The 21,555-nt window shown below is 57.6% G+C and carries 17 protein-coding genes; all 17 read right to left on the reverse strand.

Going from position 1 to position 21,555, the window contains the following annotated elements; genetic code table 11:
* A complete protein-coding gene (locus tag JJD74_RS07855; protein WP_200612684.1) occupies positions 1-1,395 on the reverse strand; it encodes a TIGR01777 family oxidoreductase in 1,395 nt (464 codons plus the stop codon).
* A gap of 67 nt (positions 1,396-1,462) precedes the next feature.
* The gene (locus JJD74_RS07860) at positions 1,463-2,830 is read right to left on the reverse strand and encodes a lysozyme inhibitor LprI family protein (RefSeq protein WP_200612687.1); all 1,368 of its coding nucleotides are present in this window, start codon (positions 2,828-2,830) and stop codon (positions 1,463-1,465) included.
* A 20-nt stretch (positions 2,831-2,850) separates the two neighbouring features.
* Complete coding sequence (locus JJD74_RS07865; RefSeq protein WP_200612690.1) at positions 2,851-3,312, reverse strand: XAC2610-related protein; 462 nt, start codon at positions 3,310-3,312, stop codon at positions 2,851-2,853.
* Positions 3,313-3,321: 9 nt separating this feature from the next.
* Positions 3,322-3,747: a hypothetical protein gene (locus JJD74_RS07870; protein ID WP_200612693.1), complete on the reverse strand. Its 426-nt coding sequence runs from the start codon at positions 3,745-3,747 to the stop codon at positions 3,322-3,324.
* A 47-nt stretch (positions 3,748-3,794) separates the two neighbouring features.
* Positions 3,795-4,472 carry a lysozyme inhibitor LprI family protein gene (locus JJD74_RS07875; RefSeq protein ID WP_200612710.1) on the reverse strand — a complete coding sequence of 226 codons (678 nt, stop codon included), beginning with the start codon at positions 4,470-4,472 and terminating at the stop codon, positions 3,795-3,797.
* 263 nt (positions 4,473-4,735) lie between these two features.
* Positions 4,736-5,593, reverse strand: a complete 858-nt coding sequence (locus JJD74_RS07880) for a tetratricopeptide repeat protein (RefSeq protein WP_200612714.1) — start codon at positions 5,591-5,593, stop codon at positions 4,736-4,738.
* Positions 5,586-8,468, reverse strand: a complete 2,883-nt coding sequence (locus JJD74_RS30760; RefSeq protein ID WP_234451684.1) for a hypothetical protein — start codon at positions 8,466-8,468, stop codon at positions 5,586-5,588. Before JJD74_RS30760 ends, JJD74_RS07880 begins: the two co-directional genes overlap by 8 nt.
* Positions 8,469-8,505: 37 nt before the next feature.
* Positions 8,506-10,548, reverse strand: coding sequence for a type VI secretion system Vgr family protein (locus JJD74_RS07890; RefSeq protein ID WP_200612717.1), 2,043 nt, complete (start codon positions 10,546-10,548; stop codon positions 8,506-8,508).
* Positions 10,549-10,576: 28 nt separating this feature from the next.
* Entirely contained in the window at positions 10,577-11,578 is a 1,002-nt protein-coding gene (locus JJD74_RS07895) for a serine/threonine-protein kinase (protein WP_200612722.1), read from the reverse strand.
* Positions 11,575-12,303, reverse strand: coding sequence for a PP2C family protein-serine/threonine phosphatase (locus JJD74_RS07900; RefSeq protein ID WP_042561783.1), 729 nt, complete (start codon positions 12,301-12,303; stop codon positions 11,575-11,577). The genes JJD74_RS07895 and JJD74_RS07900 overlap by 4 nt, the downstream gene beginning before the upstream one ends.
* Complete coding sequence (gene tssM, locus JJD74_RS07905; RefSeq protein WP_200612725.1) at positions 12,303-15,842, reverse strand: type VI secretion system membrane subunit TssM; 3,540 nt, start codon at positions 15,840-15,842, stop codon at positions 12,303-12,305. Before tssM ends, JJD74_RS07900 begins: the two co-directional genes overlap by 1 nt.
* Before the next feature lie 13 nt (positions 15,843-15,855).
* Positions 15,856-16,731 (reverse strand): type IVB secretion system protein IcmH/DotU, encoded by an 876-nt coding sequence (gene icmH, locus JJD74_RS07910; protein ID WP_042561785.1) that lies wholly within the window; start codon positions 16,729-16,731, stop codon positions 15,856-15,858.
* Between the two features lie 5 nt (positions 16,732-16,736).
* Positions 16,737-18,068, reverse strand: a complete 1,332-nt coding sequence (gene tssK / locus JJD74_RS07915) for a type VI secretion system baseplate subunit TssK (protein WP_007920300.1) — start codon at positions 18,066-18,068, stop codon at positions 16,737-16,739.
* A gap of 2 nt (positions 18,069-18,070) precedes the next feature.
* Positions 18,071-18,571 carry a type VI secretion system lipoprotein TssJ gene (gene tssJ, locus JJD74_RS07920; protein ID WP_042561786.1) on the reverse strand — a complete coding sequence of 167 codons (501 nt, stop codon included), beginning with the start codon at positions 18,569-18,571 and terminating at the stop codon, positions 18,071-18,073.
* Positions 18,572-18,576: 5 nt separating this feature from the next.
* Positions 18,577-19,773 (reverse strand): type VI secretion system-associated FHA domain protein TagH, encoded by a 1,197-nt coding sequence (tagH, locus tag JJD74_RS07925; RefSeq protein WP_200612729.1) that lies wholly within the window; start codon positions 19,771-19,773, stop codon positions 18,577-18,579.
* A gap of 18 nt (positions 19,774-19,791) precedes the next feature.
* Entirely contained in the window at positions 19,792-19,932 is a 141-nt protein-coding gene (locus JJD74_RS07930) for a hypothetical protein (protein ID WP_042561788.1), read from the reverse strand.
* A gap of 93 nt (positions 19,933-20,025) precedes the next feature.
* Entirely contained in the window at positions 20,026-21,546 is a 1,521-nt protein-coding gene (locus JJD74_RS07935; RefSeq protein ID WP_200612734.1) for a sigma-54 interaction domain-containing protein, read from the reverse strand.
* Positions 21,547-21,555 lie beyond the last annotated feature (9 nt).

A 21,555-nucleotide genomic window follows, 5' to 3' on the forward strand; every position in this document is an offset into this window, starting at 1 on the left:
TCAGGTCAGATCGCGCAGAGCGGCGTCGAGAGTTGGGTAACGGAATTTGTAGCCAGCCTCGGTCAAACGCTGCGGCACCACGCGCTGACCGTCGAAGAACAACTGCGCCATCTCCCCCGCCAATGCACGCACTGGCGCGGCGGGAATGTGGAACCACACCGGACGCTTGAGGACCTTGCCGGCCTGCTCGGCGAATGCTGCCTGACTGATCGTTTCGGGCGCGACCATGTTGTAAGTGCCGCGCAAACTTTCATCGTCGAAGGCCCGCGCGATTACCTGAAGCACATCGTCGCGATGCACCCAGCTCATGATCTGCCGACCGTCGCCCATGCGACCGCCGAAACCCAGGCGGAACGGCATCAGCAGCGGCAACAACGCACCGCCCGGGCCGAACACCACGCCGAGGCGCAACACCACCTGACGCACGCCAAATTCAGTGGCCGGTTGCGCGGCGGCTTCCCAACGCGCGCAGAGTTCGGCCATGAAACCGTCGCCCTTGCTGGCGTGTTCGTCGAGGCTTTCGCTGGCATCGCGCACGCCGTAGAAGCCGATGGCTGAGGCTTGAATCCATAGCGCTGGTTTGTGCTTGGTGTTCTTCAGCCAGGTCATCAACGCTTCGGTGGTGCCGACTCGACTGGCGAGCAGTTGCGCCTGACGCTTGGGACTCCAGCGTGGTCCGGCGACGGGGGCGCCGGCGAGATTGATCACTACGTCGAAGGATTCGTCGTGGCTGATTTCACTCAGAGACCGAACACAACGCACGCGACCGTCGAACAGATTCGCCGCTTTCAACGGATCACGCGCCAGCACACTCACGGTGTGGCCGGCGTCGAGTAATTGATTGACCACCGCCTCGCCAATAAACCCGGTTCCGCCGGTGATCAGCACTCGTTTGTAGGCGCTGCCGGTAAACGGATTGGACTCGTTCGGTGCTTTTTCTGGACGGGATTTTTTGCGGTCATGGTGATACAGCCAGACCAGCGGCGGCAACAGCAGCAACAGTGCAAAACCGTCGAGCCACAGATGCGACCAGACCTGTTGTTGCGCTGACAGCCACATGTCCTGCGGCGCCCATAACAGGATGCCGGCCATCAACCAGCCCCACACCATCGGCGCTTTCGAACGATTGCCGATGTGCACCAGCGCAAGCATGTACAGCGAATAACTTTGCAGCGTCGCGCCGAAGAGTGCGAGCCACCAGACCTGTTGTTCGTGGCCGGCGGCGGGCACCGGGTCGGCGCCCCAGAATGCGAGTTCGAGAACTTGCAGATAGCCGTCGAGTAAACCGGAATGCCCGGCCCAGGTCAGGGTGAGACCGGCGAGTATGTGCACGATCGCAGCGGCGTATAGCCAGAGCACTAGCGCGGGGCGAAGCGAGGTCGAGGGGGCTGGCATTCCGTGTCCTGAGCGCATTCCTTGGGGGTGGGGAGTTTAAAGGAAAAGCGTGGGGTTTCGGGGGTTGTCAGTAGCAGTAGCTGGGTTTGATTGGTGTGGTGGAGTTTTTCTTTAACTCATCCAAACGATGGATCGATCCTTTGTTTCCCTTTGCCGCGCCCATTTCATAACAGGCCACAGCGCGGGACAAATCCTTGGTCACCAGTTCCCCCCGCTCGAAAGCGGAGCCTAAAGCACCCAACGCGTGGACGCTGCCCATGGTCGCAGCCCGGATCATTGATTCTTCAGCCAACGCTGGATGTTGGCATGAACCTGTTCCAGCCAATGTGTTGCCGTCGCAGTAATAGAGCGAAAGCATCAGTGCGCCTTCGGGCGAAGTAGCCGCTGCAGCTTTGATCAACGCCTCCAATTTATACGTTGGCAACTGCGGCGCCATGCCCGAAAGGCTCAAACTTGCCGCACTCAAACTGGATTCTGGATCTCCGGAACGCGCTGCGCAAAGGTCATTTTCCAGTGACGCCTCGAAAAGCTCTGCGGTGAGACGGTACTGTTCCAGTCCTCCCAAATTACCAAAGGCGTTGGCACGTTGGCGGCAGAAGTTCTCCTCAACACTCAACTTGGGCTTGCTCGCCACTACCAAGTCTTTCTCACTAATCGACCAATCCTCAACCCCCTCAAGCACCCAACATGCCTGACGAGAGAAGTTGAAGATCTTGATATTGCTGTTACCCGCCCGTTTATCCACCACATTGACGTGACTATCATCGACCTCTTCGATCTCGACCCCTGGTGTCTTGCCGGGTGTGATTGCAGCCATCAGCGGATAGTTGAAAGTAGCTCCACTAACACCCGAGGTCGAAGGCTCAAAGGTACTTCGATCCTTTCCCGCTACCGGTTTCAACACCAGCGACTTGACCGTCATCGCAGTCAGACGGCGCTGTGATTCGCTGTTGGCGGAAAACGCTGTCAGGAAAGGCGCGAACTCCTCCGAGGGGCAAGCGTCGCTGGTGGGTGCCGTCGAAGTGCTCTTGTCGGATGCAAGAGCAGGGACGATCTTGTCCAGATACGCCGAGCGCTCGCGGCTCATTCTGGCGATGCACAAGTTGCTGACCGCCACGTAAGCAGGCTTACCCACCTCGATCTCGAATGCCTCCAATGGACAGTTCGCATCGCGCAATTTCAACCACGCACGCTGCGACTCTTTAACCTTCGCCGCGTACTCCGCACCCAACGCCGGATCTGCTCGATAGTCAGACTCAAGCCGCGTCATCAACTGCTTGTAACTGACATTCAACTGCGCATCGGCAGCCTTCTTCGCCGCCTCTGAACACGGCACCATTTCCAGGCTTGAAGTGACCTGGCTGCAGTCATCCTGCGCATAGGCCGCTGAAACCGGCAGCAGCACGGCCAGCAGGGTAAAAACAAAACGGTTCACAGTGTTCTTCCTTGAGTCATTCAGGTTTTGCGTTTGGTGAATCGGATGATGCATTGATCTGGTCCGTTCATGCCCCAGTAAGTGCTGAGCAACGTCTTACGTTTTTTGTCGACGCGCAGGTTAACGAAACCATCGCCGCAGTCCGGCTGCAACTCTTCGAAAGTGCCGGTTTTCGCTTGATAAACGAACACTCGGTAGTAGTCGTAAGTACCCATGCCGTCATCCAGCTGCCAGATGGCGAAATCCTGGGCGCCGTCGAAATTGAAATCGTCTAACAGCACGTGGAGTTCGTTTTCGGCTTCAAAATCGATTGTTCGCGACTCGCTGTGCGTTTCGCTTTTAACCGCGATGTTCAGCTTGGAGCCTTCGAGAACCAGCGTTGCGTCGATGCCTTTGGCTGGGCTGATGGTGGTGGTTTCGGCTAACGCCGGGATCGTCCACATCAGGCCGAGCAGTGATACCGCTAGAGTTTTGAATTGCATGTACTCGCCCTATTCCCACTTGCATCCGGACTCTAGGGAGGAGTCGATGCTGGTGCTGATTCCGAAGCTATAAGCCTTACCGTTGGACTGCTTTGTGTAAGACATCGAGACGATCTGTGAGCCTTGAGTCATCAACTCATAGCTACCCGTGACCTTGCCGTTGACGACTTCAGACCAGGTTCTGGTGTGCTGCCAAGGCGCGTCCGGATCGAGGATTTCGTTCTGGGAATCTGTCAACACGATGGAAATGGGTTCGCTGGATTTGGCGTACTTCACGAAACCACCGGACCATTTGCTGGCTTCGTCGTAGTAGGTACGGAGTTCGAACTTTACCGGGCTCGATTGGGATAATTCGAAGCAAAGTGATTCGGTGGTGACTGCGCTTTGAGCGCCTAAAGGAAATAGCGCAAAAAAGAGAAAGAAAAATTTGTTCATGCTCATCCAAGTCGACGCTTTCGCGCGAATGCTCTGGCTTGTCCGTTTCAACGTCTGCTCTTGTCCGGTGCCAAAGCCAATTGGCGAGCACGCTCTATCGTCGCGCGAATCAGGCAGGCATCGGACCACTCACCGAAAACTGATTTTTGCGATTTCGGGTCGGCCTGGCACTCCGCATCTCGAAACTTCATCCAGGCTCTTTGAGTTTCTCTCAGTGCTTTCTGACCGCTTTCGTCCAGCCGACCCATACGATCCCGATATACAGAATTCAGCAATGCATCCGCGTCAGGAACCATCAGATCAAGAACACCATTTCCCGAGGGAAACCACTCAACGTCCGCCAATGCCTGTTCGCTCTCATTGTTCCAATTGTAGAGGCCGTTTTCTTCGATCTTCAGTGTGGCGGATCGCTGATGGTGATTCGTCGGATCGCTCTCGCTGACCTCCGAGCGATAAACAATTTCCAAATAGATAGGGTCGGTTGTGCGCTGAGGATCATTCAATAGCGTTTGCCGAACAATGGCCCGTTGCTTATTGCTCTCAGTGATCTCTATCGAAAAGCACGGATCCGGCCCAGGACGTTCTGCGGACGCCTTCCTCTCCAGGCATTGATTACGAACCGCCATGGAAGGGGTATCCGAACCGCCACCCACATCAACGACTCTGACAAGCAACCGGACTTCCGGATCCTTGGAAAAGTCGGCCTGAAGGATGGTGGCAATCATCGTGCCCTCAGCCATGACCACAGGCGACAGTATTGAAAGTAAAAAATGAGGCTGAATCTGAAAATCTGCATTCCTTGGCGTCCGTAAAAAAACTCAGTAATCCGTTCAATTCTGAACGGGCTAGGACAGAACGTGGAGTCCGGACCGAAAAACGGGCCAGATCTATTTGAGCTCCCAATCAAGATCAAAGCGGTCGAGCTCAAAAAATAGTTCGGGCCCCTTTGATTCAATTATCGATTTCCTTGCCTACTTTCGCAACTTCACTAATTCAATCTTTCCTTAACTCTGCTAGGAATTTTACTTTCCATATTTTTCTTCTTCATCGCACCAAGGTATTCAGCATAGTACTTTTTTGCCTCGTCAATCTTACCAAGCGCCCACAAGGAATCGGCAGCGTTGAGCTTTAACGGCACCCTATCCGGCGCTACAACTAATAAACGATTATAGACTTGCATTGCCAAAAAATGCTCACCTCCCTGAGCAAAATAAAACCCCATGTCGTTATATTCAGATATATTTTTTTCCGGAGGATAACATGCCATATAAGAGGGGACGCCCATGAAAATATGATCCCTCAGAGAACTAGCGCGCGATTGACTTTCAGTATTCCGCGAGGCATCAGAGATCAAAAGCCTTGGGGAATTACTTCCTTTAGAAAAATCAAAAAACTCCCCCCTCGAAGTCTTCCACTTATCATCCTGCCATGTCCCTTCACACTGTTGCGCTGATCCTATGTTCTTAATACAGCCCGTCTCCATCGAAATTACATCACAATATGCCTGTGAAGAAATAATGGTAGTTCCCTCGTCATCCACTACCTCCCCAGCATTAGTCCGTTGAATGATCAAATATCTATTATCAGGAGAAATAGAATCTGCATCAGGGTTCGCTACGACCCCATCCTCCGAAGGCTCCATCCCAATTGGAACGGCATAAATTTTGAACGATACTGCGGCGGATCTATATTCTACGTCACGCCATCCACCGTATTTTTTATCGAAGCTTTGAGCACTCAAGGAAGTGCCTTTTACTCCTTTAACTTCCATGGCCTTTGGATCTGCTTGAGCCATCTGCAATGACGCAAAACTGGAAAGAACAAATAAAAAAAATACATTAAACATTGAGCGCAGCCTTTAATTTAGTAAATCTTGGTCCCGGATCCGTCATTTCAGGGCGACCCGGCCCGTAGATATCCACAATCTTCCGTTCATATACTGAGTGATTACTTCCCCAAGTAGCTATGTCTTTGCTGACGTTCGGATTCTGCAAAAAGAATTCATCCAAAGCTTTTTTAACATTAGCTGCAACCTTACCTGGTCTATTCACATTTTCATCCAAAGCCGTTGCCTGTCCCAACGCAGAACGAAAAACCTTACCAATTGAAAAACTATACGTATTTGGCACTTTCAGCAAAACATCTCTCAATCGGTCTATAAAGTCTGTAATCTGAAGCTCGACATATAAAGGGCTGCCGACTGCACAGGACATCACTGATACAGGCTTACACTCGATAACCTTCCCGTATGTTGCTAGCGAGCAACCTAACCTCAATTTCTTTTTAAGATCATCACCCGCAATTTTTTCCCCATCCAAAAAATCCGGATGCTGGTAATACATGCTCGGCTTCTCACCACTTAGATCGAGAAACCAACCTTGACTCTCAAACAACTCAAAAAACTCATCAGGATACAATTCTTTGAATTTTTTAACTTGAACTGGAAGTTCTCCCTCGCCCAATGGATTGACTGTTTTCTGCATTGCCCCTGCAGTTATAAGCTCGCTATCATATGCCTGCACCGCATTTATTTTCCCTTCATTCTCGCACATCGCTGTAATTACTTTTTTCTCGAATGCGGTAACCTTCCCAGCCGCTTCGATAGCTGCCCACTGCGGAGCGTCCCCCAGCTTTCCTTCACCCCATACTACGGGACCGAAATTAGAATGCCACTTCGTGACCTTTACGACAGCATTACATGTGCATTTTTTCTTTTGATAGAAGTTCCCTATTAATCCAACTGTATGCATGTGCCAGACTTTACCATCTGGGCTCAGCCCCTCCTGCGAGGCAACTTCCTTCCACCAAGATAGTTCTTTAATTCGTTTCTTCTGTTGAACCCAATTCACGTTAGGAGTATCAGCTCTATGCCCCATTAACTCATCCAGTGCATCCCATTTTTCCGAATCATAAAACCATTCACTTTCACACTTTGTAATAAGCTGCGATATTGACTGCGCGAACCAAGGATTAGCGAGTGCAGCTTGAATTTCTTTCGAAGTCAGTTTATCGTTCTTATCAGTATCAATTATATCGTATAGCCCTTCCTTTACCGGCCCTTTAGTCGACTTACTGGCGAGAGGAACGAAAACAGTCTTCTCTTCATCAGTGAGCATATCGCGATCATGAAGATATGAAGATAGATGCTCAGCATTACTCTCGGTCTCTTCAATAAACTTGAACCCAATCCATTCCCATGGGTTATGGCGGGTGGTAATCAAATCTTTTTCGCCTACCCACCCGCTTATAGGTTTACCTTGCGCATCTCCAAGCAATCCTTCGAGATGCCACCATCGAGTAGTGTTAGAAGCGGAAGGAATAGTACCTGAACCGGGAGTAGTGACAGTTTGTTTAATTTTTTTTGAATCCGGCAACGACTCTAAAACACTGTAGGGAACAACCAGATCATATCCAATCACCACACCGGCGTCGTTGGCTTGTGGTGGATTGGTCGCACTTATATCTGAGCGATGAGTAATTAGCTTCGTATCTTTGTGAATCTTTAACAGATTTTTTTGATCGTCTGGTAAGGCAGCAGCTGCACCTTGGCTAAGAGAAACAAATTTCTCAATGTCATCGCACGTGAATACTTCCACGTGAACTAGGTTGCGAGGTGCTCCTTCATCGTGCTCTTGATAATGACCTGCAAAACCAACCAGCGCACCGGCCTTAATGGTCACTGGTTCATTGAGCAAAACGACCTTCCCCATATCCTGGGGTTCAGTCTTAGTTTCAAGGGAGGGAAACCATACATAACCTCCAACATTGCCAGCTTCATCAGTAGCAAGTGCAGGAATTGGATTTCCACTCACAACTTTTACTAGTTTTCGGTAGTTACCAACTGCGCCCTCTTGGCTAATCTCAATCTGAGTGCCAGCAGGCAGTATCGACATAACCTCTCCGGTGGTCGAACCGGTCCTACGCACTCTTAACCCCTTGGCTTGATTAGCAGGAATGTTTTTCGCCAGCTCGCCAATCAGGTACTGATTTCCGCCTTTACTGTTCATTTGGGCTTTGAATACCCATCCACCTATAGCCGCGGACTGATCAGCTTCAGGCGTCACACTGACAACTTTTAGCCATTTCCCATCTGTGCTCGCCTCTCCAGTGGTCACCGTGGTTCCACGGGGCAAAGTCGTCAGAATATTGGTGTAATCCGCGGATCCTGGAAGCCCTGCTCGCGCATTCAGGCCCTCGACGGGATCCTTCACATCCGCTTTTACTTGGTAGCCTCCATTAACCCAATATGACGGCCGCTCCAACATAGGCGTTTTCGTCCTGTAGCCATCCATGTCCAACAGATGCATATACAGGCTATAAAACGTCAATATCGGTCCCGCAGCTGGAGCAGGTGACGGAGGTCCACCTGCTCCGGCAGGTGGTGCTGGAGGGGACGGCACCTCCAAGACATGCTTAATCAGCACAAAGCCTGTCGAAGCAAAGGCGTTACGGTCGGTATATACCGTGGCTGGATAAGTGTCATCGATCCGATAGGCAACTACTTGCCCATCAGCGATGCAACGAACCTCGCTCTGTGCCGAGACTAATCCGGAAGCCTCATCAAAATGCACGCCGCCATGCCACAAGCCATTGCTGCCAAGTGGGTAATAACCATCCTGCGCCTTCGCTAATGCCGCGTAATACTGCTGTGGATCTGTGCCACCCGCACCACCAATCTTTATTGGGTAAGACCACTTTTTAACTTTCACTGGCTCTGTCATTTGTACTTTTACCTAATCCTTTTTGATCCGTTGACGGTCAACCAGAGAACCTGATCATTCGCATTGGTCGAAGGTCAGCTTTCTGAGGCACCGCATTCCCCAACGCCTGATCCATCAAACTCCCCGCCTTATCCTTATCCGCCGCCCCCGGGAGCACTGGCGGTTTAATCCCGATCCCCGTGCCGGAACCAGCCGAGCCACCCGCATTGATCTTGATCACCGGCCCAACCACCGTCACACCACCGCCATCGAGCTTGATAAAGCTCCCGCCACCCAAGATGGTCAGCTCCGTCCCCGACTCAATAACGATCTTGTCCCCAGCCTTGAGGTGAATCTCTTTCCCCACGCTGGTGAGCTGCGCAGTCCCAAGCTTCACATGCTGGTTCTGCCCAATCGTCAGGTGATCATCCAGCTTCGCTTCAATCTTGCGGTCGGAAATCGTGGTGCGATGTTCCTCGGCTTTCAGCTCGGTGTAGGTGTTCTTCACCACCGTGTCATGGCGTTCATTCCCGACCCGAATCTTCTGATCATGCTCAACATTTTCATCCCAATCCCGCTGGGCATGAATGTAGATCTGCTCCGCGCCTTTCTTGTCTTCGATGCGCAGTTCGTTATACCCACCACCACCCGGCGAGCTGAGTGTCTTGAACACGCTGCGCGTCTTGTTCGCCGGCAGTGCATACGGCACCGGGTTTTCCTTGTGGTACAGGCAGCCGGTGACGAGGGGTTGGTCGGGGTCGCCTTCGAGGAAGGTGACGAGGACTTCCATGCCGATGCGCGGGATGCTGATGGCGCCGTAGCGGTCGCCGGCCCAGGAGCTGGAGACGCGTAGCCAGCAGCTGGTTTTGTCGTCGGCGAGGCCTTCGCGGTCCCAGTGGAACTGGACTTTGATGCGGCCGTATTGGTCGCAGTGGATTTCTTCGCCTTTGGGGCCGGTGACCATGGCGGTCTGGCTGCTGAGCACGCGTGGTTTCGGGTGTTCGAGGGCCGGGCGGTAGAACACGTCCCACGGAGTGGCGAGGAAGGTGTTGCGGTAGCCTTGGTGGAAGTCGTCCTTGTTGTCGGTGGTGTCGCTGGTCACGCCTTCTTCGAGGACTTGCGGCTGTTTGCCTTCGTGGACGATTTCGGTGAGCAGCCACAGATCGTTCCACTCGCTGCGCGGGTGGTCGGACAGTTCCATGAAGTGGCCGCTGACCAGTTTGGTCTGGTCGCCGCGACCTTCGGCCTGACGGTAGTCGGCGCGGTGGCGTTCGAGGGCGCGCTGGCTGAGGAACTTGCCGCGCGCACGCTCGATGAAGCGGCCGGGGTAGTCGTAGTCTTCCAGGTCCGGCTCAGTGCTTTCACCCTCCGGTTTGTAGGCGGCTTCCATTTGCAGGCGCGGCTTTTCGAAATCGTAATCGCGGCGGGTGACGCGGCTGGTGCGGGTTTCCAGACGCAGTTTGAAGCCTTTGATCACTGGCTCATCGGCGACCATGCCGCTGCCTTGCACGTACGCGGTTGGCTGGCCGAGTTTCTGGAACACGGTCTGGTCGTCGCCGAACACCAGCAGGTGACCCTTGTCGCTGTGCTGGAAGTGGTAGTGAATGCCTTCCTCTTCGCACAGGCGCTGGACGAAGTGCAGGTCGGTTTCGTCGTATTGCACGCAATAGTCGCGATCCGGGCACGGCTGGCTGAGCTGGAAGCTGTAGGCGTTACCCTTGATGCCGTGTTCTTCGAGGATCAGCGCGATGATTTTCGGCGCCGACATCTGCTGATAAATACGTTGGTTGGTGCGGTGATGCAGGTATTGCAGTTGCGGCACCATCGACACTTTGTAGCGGGTCAGGCGCTTGCCGGCATCGCCTTGGGCGACCCGGTAGATCTGGCCGTGGATGCCACTGCCCTGCGGATCGAACGCCAGGAATGCCTGCTTGTGCAGGAGCTTTTCCAGGTCGAGATCCGGGTTTTCGCTGACCAGTTCGAGGTCGAAGCGATACGGCTGGCTGATGCCTTCGGTGCCGGTGAACGACAGCACTTGCAGGTCGCCGACATAGTCTTCAACCGTCAGGCTGAAGTGGGTCTCGTTAGCTGAGTTGAACATAAAGTGCTCCCTGTTCGAATGTCATCCGTTATGCCCGAAACCGCAGACGTTGCAGCCAGGATGAAGTGGCGCCCAAGGCGTCACGCAATTGTTGGGCAGTGATGGTGCGCTCTGCCGGGTCGAAGCTCAGCGCGGTTCGCAGCGCTGGCCAGCCGTGTTTCGGTAAGTTCGCCGGGGCTTGCAGCTCGCGCTTCAGGTGCTCGTCGCGGGCCTGGGTCGAGGGCAAGCGGCGGAACGGGTGTTTGCCGCTCGCCAGTTCATAGATCACGCAGGCCAAGCCGTACACGTCCGCGCTGGCCGACAACGGTTGGCCCTCAAGCAGTTCGGGGGCGGCGTAGCCCGGGGTCCAGGCGTTGAAGCGCTCGCGGCTCAGGTGCGGCAGACCGGGCAAGGTGCCCTCTTCCGCCTGGCCCAAACCGAAGTCGAAGAGGCGCAGGCCGTCTTCGCTGAGCATGACGTTGCTCGGTTTCATGTCACCGTGCAGCACGCCGCGACGGTGGGCATAAGCCAGCGTGTCGAGCAGCGGCAGGACGATGTCGCGCAATTCTTTCCACGGCAGGCCCAGGGGCCGCTCGCAGAGCAGTTTGTCCAGGGTCAGGCCACGCATGTATTCCATGGTGATGAAGGCCCGCTGGCAGTCGGTGTCGACTTCAAAGGTGTGCGCACGCACGACGTTGTCGTGGCGCAGGCGTCGGGTCAGGGCGAACTCGCTGTAGAGCAAGGCACTGGCGTCCGGCGATTCGGCAAATTCTTCGCTGAGGATTTTCAGCGCAATGTAAGGATCGGGATCGCCGAACTGTTCGTGCAGCAGATCCCTTGCCCGGTAGACGGCGCCCATACCGCCCGCCCCGAGCAAACGCTCGAGGCGATAACGGCCCGCCAATACGTCCGGCAGTGCACCAATGCTGGCCTTGGTAGGCGCCAGCAAAGGCTCTGCATTATTGGGCTTGGCGAAGGCGAAGTAGGTAAGGTTGTTGGCCTGCTCTTCACTCATCAGCAAGTCATCGATTGGCGATTCGATTTTGGTCATTGGCGGATCACCACGGCAGTCAGGTTGTCGCGAGCGGAGCCCCGCAGGGCACCGTCGAACAAACGTTCCAGCGCCACATGCGGCGCGCTGAGGCTGAGGGCGGTGCCGAGGGCATCGCTGCTCAGGCCCTGATACAAACCATCGCTGCACAGCAAAAACGCATCGCCCGGATACACCTCGAGTTCCAGCACATCCAGGGTCAGAGTGTCGGCCGCGCCGACGGCTCGGGTCAGTGCCTGAGCCGCCGGGTGCGCCGCCGCTTGTTCGACGCTCATTTGCTGTTCGTCGATCAGTTGCTGTTGCAGCGAATGGTCTTTGGACAGCTGATACAGACGCTGCCCGCGCCACATGTAACAACGGCTGTCGCCGGCCCAGATGCAGGCCGCGCGATTGCCTTCCACCAGCAGCGCCACGACGGTGCTGCCCATGATGCTGTCGTGACGGCCGGCAGTGACGGTCAACTCCTGCCCCAAACGCCGGTTCAACCAGTGCAGGCACTGGCGGATGGCTTTGAGGCGTTCGTCGAAGTCGTCGTGTTGCGGCAGTTCAGCCAGGCTGGCGACGATCAACTGGCTGGCGATGTCGCCACCCTGATGACCGCCCATGCCGTCCGCGACCACCCACAGCCCCTGCTGCGGAAGGTCGAGGAAGGCATCTTCGTTGCGCGCCCGCACCTTGCCCGGGTCGGTACGCGCCGCGCTGCGCCAGGGACTGGCCACCAGCATCAGAGCTGCACCGGCATACGGAAGGTGCGCAGCACGCCGAGGTCGAACGGATTCGGCGAGCGTTGGCTGGTCAGCAGGTAGTTGGCGCGCAAGCCACCAACGTCAGCTTTCAGTACCAGTACGTCGCGGCCGGTCAGGTACTCGGTCTGCATCAGGTCGAACAGACGGAACAGCGACCATGGGCCGGAGTTCTTCTCGATGCCGATCGGACGTCCGGCCATTTTGTCCATGACCAGACTGGTACGCCCGTCTTCAGCATCGGTCGGCCATTTGAACGACATTGGCAGGATCGGGCCGTGACGGTATTCCATGGTCTTGTCGCCGAACTTGAACTCGGAACGGCTGACTGCCGGATCGAGGGTGTAAGGCTCCAGTTTGAACTGCACGGTCGGTTCGGCCGGGTTGATCGAGAAGAAGCTCTGACGAATCGTCAGCGCTGCGGCCATCTGATCGAGGTAGACCTTGGACACCGGCAGGCTGTGGCCGTCGACGCTGCGCATCCGGTAGTTGCCCGGATCACCGCTGACGAACGGACGCATGTAGCTGTCGAAGAAACGGTCGACGGTGCCTTGCGCGCGGAAGAACTCGCGGAAGTCGCTGATCGCCACGTCGCTGGTGCTGCTGGCGCTGAACGGATAACGCTTGCTGATGGTTTTGCCATACACGCTGTACAGCTCGTTCTGATAACGGCCGTTCAGGTATTGGTAAGCATCGTTGAGCACCAGGCGCCACGAGTCTTCGGCCAGCACGTTGAACCACACGCTCAGCGGACGCGGCAGACGACCCGAGGCTGCACGCAGGTTGGTCAGCGCATCACGCTGGCCGCTCATGCGGGTTTTGGCCATTTCGAACGCGGCTTGTTCCGGCGTACTGGAACGGGCCAGACCGGACAATTGCAGTTGCAGATCGTTGAGTGCGCTGAGGGCCGGAGTCAGGTCAGCGGCCGGGCCGTTGTTGTCATCGAGCAAACGATGCAGCGGCTCAAAGCGACGTTGCAGGGATTTCTTGGCGGTGTCCGGCAGGTTTTTCGCGACGCTCAAGGCCGAAGCCTTGTCCGCTGCGGCGGCTGCCAGTTTGCCGACTTTACCCAGTTTGCCCTTCTGCCCGGCCAGCGCATCGGCGGCTTCGCCCGCTTCGTCGACCGGGTCTGCGGCGGCCTCGAAGCGCGTGTTTTCGCGCACTTCCGTCAGCAACGCGAGCACCGGCGAGTTGGCCGAAGTCAGGCCCGCCAGTTGCTCGGCGCCTTCACCGGCGTCGCTGATCGGTGGCAAGGCCACCTGGCCAACGGCCTCGCTCCAGTAGTTGGCATAGTCGCGGAAGTACAGTTGCTCCAGCTCGACCATCAGGCGACGCAAGTCCATGTCGCTGATGCCCGCGCCTTCACCCAGTACCCAGTTGTCACGCAGGATGTCGGTGACCAGCGCCGAACCCTGTACCGAGAAATACTGCTGATAACCGGTTTGCGTGTAGAAACCCGGAATCACGTACTCGGTGCCGATAAACAGCGAACCCTGCGGGCCGAGGTGTTGGCTGAAACGGTATTCCGGCAGGTTGCGCGCCTGCTCACGAAGCATGCGATAGACCACGGTAGCCAGCGATTCGCTGCGCAGTACCTGACGCGCCTGCGTCACCAACTGATCGTTCAGCGGGTAGATGAAAGGCTGCTTCAGCAGGCGTTCGAGGTGAACGTTCAGGCCGTTCTGTACCGCCGTATTGCCGGTATAGCGTTGCGACCAGTCACTCGCGATCCAGTCCTTGAGCCATGCGGCATCGCGGCGATCCTTCATGTTCAGCATCAGGTACGCGCGCAGGCTGTTGAGCAGCTTTTCGCGGTCCTTCATGTTGGTGCGGATCTGCCCTTCGAGCATCGTGGCAACCCGTGGCAGCAGTTGCGCTTCGAGCTCACGCTCGTACGCCGCTTTGACCGACGGATTGATGTCTTCGCCCTGATACAGACCGCCGCGCTCGTGGTACGACACGTCGCCCTTCTTCGGGAACACCTGAGTGGCGGCGTAGCTGGTGTCGAGAGTTTTCAGCACGCCCATCGCGTCATCACGCGGGGTCAGCGCCGAGCGCTGCTGAGTCCAGTTTTGCGCCAGTGTGCGCAGGTTTTCCAGACGCTCGTAGTTGGCCGAGAATCCGCCCGCCCAGAGCATGCCGAACAGTGCCAGCGCCGCCAGTGCGCCAACATACAGCGCACGTTGGCCCCAGTGGATGCGGCTGCGTTCACGTTTGTCCAGGCCAGCCAGATCGGCCTCCGGGAAAATCACCTGGCTAAGCAGGTGGTGGATGAAGCGCGAACGACCGCTGCGCAGCGTCGGCAGCACACCGGCATTCATGCCGAGGCTGGCGCCGATGCCGGCGGTGGTCGAATCCATTTCCTGGGTCAGGTGCGGTGCGCTGGTCAGGTAGAAACCACGCAGTTGCGTTGCACGCTGATAGCGGTTGCCGGTGAACGCCATGTCGACGAACAGGCACAGACGCTCGCCGATCTGCCCCAGTTGATGCGGGAAGTCGAGGATGCGACCACGGCGCTGGGTATCGCGCTCGGAGTGCATGCGCATGATCACCTGGCTGTTGAGACGACGCAGCAGTTCTTCGAACTCGTTGCGCAGCACAGCCACGTCGGTGCCGACCTGTTCCTTGCGGAAACTGGTGCCCAGCACCTGATCGCTTTCTTCGCGGGTCAGTTGATCGAAGAACTCGTCGAAGCCGAGCAGCTTGTCGGCCTTGCTCAGGACCAGATACACCGGCACATCGACGTGCAGCTTCTGATGAATGTCCTGCAGACGACCGCGCACCTGGCGCGCCAGGGTGTCGATGTCCTGCTCGCTGCCACCGGTGAGGGTTTCCACCGGAATGGTCACCAGCACGCCGTTCAACGGACGGCCGCGACGACGCTTGCGCAGCAACTCGAGCAAGGTGCGCCAGGCACTGCCGTCGACTTCTGCATCCGGTTGGGTGGTGTAGCGCCCGGCGGTGTCGATCAGCACACCGTGATCGGCGAAGTACCAGTCGCAATGACGGGTGCCGAGGGTGTCGCGGGTCAGCTTGCGGTCGATCTTGTTGATCGGGAATTCCAGACCGGAAAAGTCCAGCAGGCTGGTTTTGCCAGAGGCTTGCGGACCGATCAGCAAGTACCACGGCAAGTCACTGCGCCAGCGCTCGCTGCGACCACGATACAAGCTCGACGTCTTCAGGGTTTTCAGCGCGTCTTTGAAGCGCGCCTTCAACTCTTTCTGCTCGTCGTCGATCTGCTCTTCACGGCGGATACGATCCTGGCCATCTTCGCTTTCTTCGACGGCTTTCTTGCGGATACCGGCGCGCCAGCTGACGAAGACCATGGTCAGGCCCCAGATCAGGAACAAGACGCTGATGGTCAGCAGACGCGAGGTCGCGCTTTCCCAGAACTTGTAATCATCAACCGCCAACAACGGGCCGACGAACCACACCAGCAGTGCCACGAACAGCACCAGCAGCAGGGTCCAGACCCAGGTCTGGCGCAGGAAGGCGCCGACTTTCTTGAAAAACTTTTTCATCACACGTCCCTGTTTACGGCTGCGACTGCGGTTGAACCGCGGCTGGATCAAGCGGCTGGTATGGTTGCAGAACGGTTTCGCGCTGCTCGCCCAAGACCCAGGCGAAGCCCGAATACATCACCACCAGACAGACGAAAGTGAACAACACCACCATCCACGCCGGCACGATGCGCACCAGACTGCGGCGCTGATCGTTGAGGCCTTCCCAGTGCGGCGACAACTCACGCGGCACGTCGCCACGCAACTGACGGATCTGGCGGTACAACGCATCGCGGATGCCTTCAAGCTCGAGCATCCCACGCGCCTGCACGCGGTACTTGCCCTCGAAACCGAGGGACAGGCACAGGTACATCAGCTCGAGCATCGGCAGGTGCTTGACCGGGTTCTTTGACAGCCGATCGAGCAGCTGGAAGAACTTCTCGCCACCGAAGGTTTCGTTGTGGAAGCTGCTGAGCAGGCTCATCTGCGACCATTCGCTTTCGTTGCCCCACGGCGTGGTCACGACGGCTTCGTCGACCACGGTGCAGAGCACGTAACGCGCGGCCATCACCTGGCTGCTTTCGGCGCCGTTGTGCAAGGCGCGCACTTCAAACAGCTTGAGCCCGGCGGTCAGGCGCTCATTGAGCGCGTAGAGGTCTTCGCGGGTTTCGCTGTGCTTGAGACGTACCACTTCCGAGAGCAGTTCGGATGACGCGGCCACCAGCGAATTGAGGCTGATATTGAACGCCTCCGCCGGGCGCAGGCGCGCGGCGTAGATCATGCGTTCTTCCAGTTGCTCGAAACGCGGCGGCGCAGCGAAGTCGGTCAGCGGACTCGATGCCGGTCCGTGGCCCTGACGATCGAGCAGGACGGTTTTGTCGTCCTGGTTGTAATCCGTTTCCTTGATCATGTCGGTCAGTTCCTGATGGCCCAGAATTTCAGTTCAAGCTCGGCAAATTCGCCGGACACGTGGAACGCGAAGCCGCCGGAGCGCTCGAGTTGTGCCAGGTCTTCGGAACTGAGTTCGAGGATGAAATAGGTTTTGTTGGAGTGGAACGCGATCTGCCGCGGGGCGACCGGTAACGGTTTGACCTTGATCCCCGGCAAGTGCAGGTTGACCAGTTGGCGGATGCGCTCCACCGGGCCGACCTTGAGGTGCGCCGGCAAGCGGTGGCGCAGTTCTTCGGAGTCGCAATTGGCACTGGCTGCCAGCACGAACGAGGCCGAGCCCAGCAGTTTGTGGTCGTGTAACGGCGACACGATGATCCCGTACTGACGCGCCTGCAGGATCAGTTCGATGGCGTGCTGTTCGAGCACCATCGACAGCACCTGACGGATCGCTTCCATCAGTTTGCGAAAGCTCCCGCCCTGGTCGGCGTGGGAGTAGCGACTGTCCAGACGCGGACGTTTGCTCTCGCCGGAGAAGGTCGCCAGATCGCCGAGCATGGTCAGCAGCGTGCGATACAACTCTTCCGGGTGCACCTGCTCCAGGCCCAGATAGTGGCGCAGCAGCAGTTCGGTGCGGTTGATCAGTTGCAGCATCATGAAGTCACCGACCTCGGCGCCGCCGACCTTGCCGTTGGAGCGAATGCGCTCGGCAATGGTGTCGCCCCGGTGGTTGAGCATGCTGATGACTTCTTTCAGACACGACAGCAGATAGCTGGACGCGTGAGCCTGAATATAAGTCGGCACAAAGTCCGGATCGAGGCTGATCACGCCGTCGGGCGTGGTGTCGAGCACGTCGCAGATCTTCAGCTTCACGTAGGCCTGATCGCTCTGCTGCTCGCCGAGCAACAGTTTGAAATCCGGGCGACCACAGCTGACCTGGCTGGCGGAATCGTCGCCGGCGTTGGAGTCGGCCACTTCGGCGTCATACGCGGTGTAACGCGCCAGCACATCAGATTGCTCCGGACGGCGCGACTCGATGTGGTTACCCGTGACCAGCGGCAGCGCCAGATAGATCGGCGTGTTGCCGGTGTTCGGCGGCACATCCAGCGCCAGCGGTTCGGTGTTGCCACCGAGTTCGAACAGGCTGCCGTCCGGCAGAATCCCCGAGGCTTCACTGATCACCAGTTTGCCCATGTTGAGGAACTGCAAGTCGATCTCCAGATTAAGGAAACCCCAGGTGTAGCCACCGAGCAATTGGGTGCGGGTTTTCATCTGGTGATCGTAATAGCGATCGTTGTGCTGGAAGTGCTGCGGACGCAGCAACATGCCTTCCTGCCAAATGACTTTATGGGTATTCATGTTCAGTCATCCGCCTTGGCGAGCACTTGATTTGTGTTGCGGATGCCGGTCTGGTCCAGAGTCAGATCGACTTCGGTGACTTCCAGCGGAGTGATCTGCACCGTGTAGCGCCACTGGCTTTCCGGCAAGTCGCGGTAAGCGGCGAGAACGCCAACATAAAGGCTGCCCTCTTCCACCTTGAGCTTCATTTCCACGGTTTCACCCGGGCGCAGTTCGAGTTCTTCGCTGGCCACCAGATCCGGGTTGAGGGATTCCTTGGCGCGCTCGTAAAGGCTAAAGAAATCGGCATTCTCGAATGTCACCGGGTGCTTGAGTTCGAACAGGCGCACCACAATCGGCGACGGGCGACCGTTGAGGTCCGGGTTGAGCTGATCGCTACCGGTCAGCTTCAGATTGATCTTGGTCACTTTCGAGTACGGCGACAGCGACGAGCAACCGGCGAGCAGCACCAGCACGGTGAGCGCAGTCAGCGTCTTGAAAAAAGCGGTCGAACGGCGAGACATGCGCATCATCCTTGGTGGTCGGTGTGGAGGGTGGAGATCAGGCGGATCTGTTCTTCGTAAGCCTGGGCGAAGTCGCGGGCCAGCAGACGCTCGCTCCAGTCATCGTCCTGACGCAGCGCCTGGTGATAACGACCAAACGCTCTCCAGCGCCCGCCGGACGTCGCGATCAGCGGCTTGCTGTCGCGCTCGAAACGCAAGGTCAGTTGCTCGGGCGAGAAGTGCTCCAGCGTGCCGCGCACGGCAGCGCGGCTAGCGGTCAGCAGTGCCACTTGATGCGCCTGCAAATCGCGGAACGCGCGGGAGATGGCTTGCTCGGCCGGCAGATGCCCAGACTTGCTTGGCTGCAACAGAATTTCCAGCGCTTCGCTCGGATCAACGGCGAATTTCAGCGGGTTCTTGTTGGTGCCTTGCACGGTGGTCTGGGCCAGACGCAGTTCGTTTTTCAGCTCCGAGCGGGTACGCAGGCTCTGCTGCAAACCGCCGACGCTCTGACGCAGCAAACGCGCGGCGTTCAGCGCCAGGGCTTCGCGTTCATCGTGGCTGAGGCCTTTGACATCGACACCCAGCGCAGCACCGAAGTGCTCCCAGAAACCTTCGCTCTGACGCTCGACGGCTTTCGGTGCCGGAGCGGGTTCAGGTTCTGCGGGCGCGGCGATCAGCTCCGGCACCATCAGGCTTTCCATGTCGATGCGCGCGTAGTCGGCACGCTGACGGGAGTCTTCAGGCTTGGTGTTCGGCGCCAGCAGTTCGTCGATTTCCGAGTACACACGCTCTTGCTGTTCGAGGGCGTTGAGCGGGTCGAGATCGAGGAACGCGTCGTCCGGAATGATGCTGCCGGCCGCACGCGGACGGCCGACTTCGCCGTCGAAGGTCGCCGGGTCACGCACTAGGCGCGCGCGAATTTCGAAGTCGCCGAGCACGTAAGTGCTGCCGTGCTCGATGCGCATCGGTTCGCCCTTGTGCAGGCGTGCGCCGCTTGTGCCGTCCTGAACACCGTTGCTGCTGGTGTCGGTCAGGAAAAACGTGCCTTCGCGGTAGCTGACAATCGCGTGGTGATTGGACAGATGACGCTTGCGGTCAGGGATGATCCAGTCGCAGTCCTCGCCCCGTCCGATCACGCCGCCGGCCTGTTTGAAGGTCTTCTGGCACAACTCGGTGGGCACGAACTGCTTGGTGTTCAGCATTTCGAAAACCAGTTCCATGTTTGATGCTCCTTGCGGTCACTTGCCGCGATTGACCGCTTGCGGATCACCCAACGGGCGATAGTCGGTGTCGTTGAATTTGTAATTGCCGCTACAGCCGCCAAGGCCACATAGAACGACGAGGGTCAGCAGGACAGCGTGCCAGTGACGAACAGACATCAGAGGGTCTCCAGGGGTAGACAAAGCACAAAGCGCCGACCCTTGCGGGCGGCGCTGAAACAGGTTTTTCGAGGAGAAAACGATGATCGTTGCCTACCCATCGAAATCTCCCAGATTGATGTTCAACCGCCCGAGGCGGTACAGCAGGGTGCGGCGTGGCAGGCCCAATTCGCGGGCGGCGAGGGTCTGGTTGCCGTCGTTCTTGCGCAGGCAATCGAGCAGCAATGTGCGTTCGACCCGCTCCATGCGCTCGCGCAGATTCAAGCCGCTGTTGTCTTCGGGCATCGGCTCCATACGCAGGGAAAAATGCTCGGCCAGTAATTCACCGCCCTCGCACAGCAACACCGCGCGCTCGACCAATGCCTTGAGTTCGCGAACGTTGCCGGGGAAGGTGTAACCGGACAAATGTTCCAGCGCCGGGGCCGACCAGCGCACCGGATCACGCTGCAGGAATGTGCAGGTCTTTTCGGCGAAGTGCCGCGCCAGGTCGAGGATGTCGCCTTCGCGCTGCCGCAGGGCCGGCAGTTCGATGGGGAATTGCGCGAGTCGGTAATACAAGTCCTCGCGGAATTTGCCTTCGCTGACCAGCACTGACAAATCGCGGTGCGTCGCGGCGATGATGCGTACATCAATCTTGTGCGTGTCGTTGGAACCCAACGGGCGGATCTCGCCCTCCTGCAACACACGCAAAATCTTCGCCTGGAGCGACAGCGGCATGTCGCCGATTTCGTCGAGCAACAGCGTGCCACCGTTGGCCGCATCGAACAGCCCGGCGCGGTCGCGGTCGGCACCTGTGAACGCGCCTTTGCGATAGCCAAACAGCTCGCTTTCCAGCAGGTTCTCGGGGAACGCCGCGCAGTTCTGCACGATGAACGCCTGAGAACGACGCGGCCCGCAATCGTGAATCGCCCGCGCGACCACCTCCTTGCCGGTGCCGGTCTCGCCGCGCAACAGCACGGTGTACGGGCTGTGCAGGACTTTGCTGATCAGCGAATAGGTCTGGCGAATCGCCGCGCTTTTGCCGATAAGCCCGTAACCACTGATGCTCGGCACGCTGCGTACCGCTGACGCCTGAACATCCATTGGCTGGCGCAGGCGTTGCAGCAAGTGCAGTTGGCCAAGCACGAACGAGCCGAGCTGGCCGAGCGAATCGGCAAAGCCTTGCAGATCCACGCGACGACGGCTGGCACACAGCAGCAGACCTTCCACAGCCTTGTGCTGATTGACCAGTGGCACGCACAACAATGATTGCCACGGCGAAGACGCGGCCGGCAGGAAACTGGTTTCGTGCAGGCTGGCGCCAAGGTCGTCGAGGCACACCACGCGGTTCTGGCACAGGGCGAACTGCAGCAATTGCTCACCGTTGTAATCCGCCGGCAGGCTCGCCGCCTGGCGCGGTTGCAACGCGCCGTCGAGGCACTCGGCGTTCATCCCAAGGCAGGTGTGGGTGGCATCGAGCAGATACAGCTGCGTCAGTTCGCAACCGCTCAGCTCGGCAAGCCCACGCACAAATTCACCCAGCAGCGCAGCGCCGTCCGCCGCACGCGACAGGCTGGCAAACTGCGCCAGCAACGCTTCGGCGTAAGCCAGCGGCTGCGGCACTTGAGTGAACATCACGCCCAC

The organism is Pseudomonas sp. MF6776 (genome assembly GCF_016613125.1).
Taxonomy (GTDB): Bacteria; Pseudomonadota; Gammaproteobacteria; order Pseudomonadales; family Pseudomonadaceae; genus Aquipseudomonas; species Aquipseudomonas iridis.

Bases quoted from the DNA above. Each gene is read 5' to 3' on its own strand.
- JJD74_RS07855 (WP_200612684.1), bottom strand. From the start codon at position 1,395: ATGCCAGCCCCCTCGACCTCGCTTCGCCCCGCGCTAGTGCTCTGGCTA.
- JJD74_RS07865 (WP_200612690.1), bottom strand. From the start codon at position 3,312: ATGCAATTCAAAACTCTAGCGGTATCACTGCTCGGCCTGATGTGGACG.
- JJD74_RS07870 (WP_200612693.1), bottom strand. From the start codon at position 3,747: ATGAACAAATTTTTCTTTCTCTTTTTTGCGCTATTTCCTTTAGGCGCT.
- JJD74_RS07875 (WP_200612710.1), bottom strand. From the start codon at position 4,472: ATGATTGCCACCATCCTTCAGGCCGACTTTTCCAAGGATCCGGAAGTC.
- JJD74_RS07880 (WP_200612714.1), bottom strand. From the start codon at position 5,593: ATGTTTAATGTATTTTTTTTATTTGTTCTTTCCAGTTTTGCGTCATTG.
- JJD74_RS30760 (WP_234451684.1), bottom strand. From the start codon at position 8,468: ATGACAGAGCCAGTGAAAGTTAAAAAGTGGTCTTACCCAATAAAGATT.
- JJD74_RS07890 (WP_200612717.1), bottom strand. From the start codon at position 10,548: ATGTTCAACTCAGCTAACGAGACCCACTTCAGCCTGACGGTTGAAGAC.
- JJD74_RS07895 (WP_200612722.1), bottom strand. From the start codon at position 11,578: ATGACCAAAATCGAATCGCCAATCGATGACTTGCTGATGAGTGAAGAG.
- JJD74_RS07900 (WP_042561783.1), bottom strand. From the start codon at position 12,303: ATGCTGGTGGCCAGTCCCTGGCGCAGCGCGGCGCGTACCGACCCGGGC.
- tssM (WP_200612725.1), bottom strand. From the start codon at position 15,842: ATGAAAAAGTTTTTCAAGAAAGTCGGCGCCTTCCTGCGCCAGACCTGG.
- icmH (WP_042561785.1), bottom strand. From the start codon at position 16,731: ATGATCAAGGAAACGGATTACAACCAGGACGACAAAACCGTCCTGCTC.
- tssK (WP_007920300.1), bottom strand. From the start codon at position 18,068: ATGAATACCCATAAAGTCATTTGGCAGGAAGGCATGTTGCTGCGTCCG.
- tssJ (WP_042561786.1), bottom strand. From the start codon at position 18,571: ATGTCTCGCCGTTCGACCGCTTTTTTCAAGACGCTGACTGCGCTCACC.
- tagH (WP_200612729.1), bottom strand. From the start codon at position 19,773: ATGGAACTGGTTTTCGAAATGCTGAACACCAAGCAGTTCGTGCCCACC.
- JJD74_RS07930 (WP_042561788.1), bottom strand. From the start codon at position 19,932: ATGTCTGTTCGTCACTGGCACGCTGTCCTGCTGACCCTCGTCGTTCTA.
- JJD74_RS07935 (WP_200612734.1), bottom strand. From the start codon at position 21,546: ATGTTCACTCAAGTGCCGCAGCCGCTGGCTTACGCCGAAGCGTTGCTG.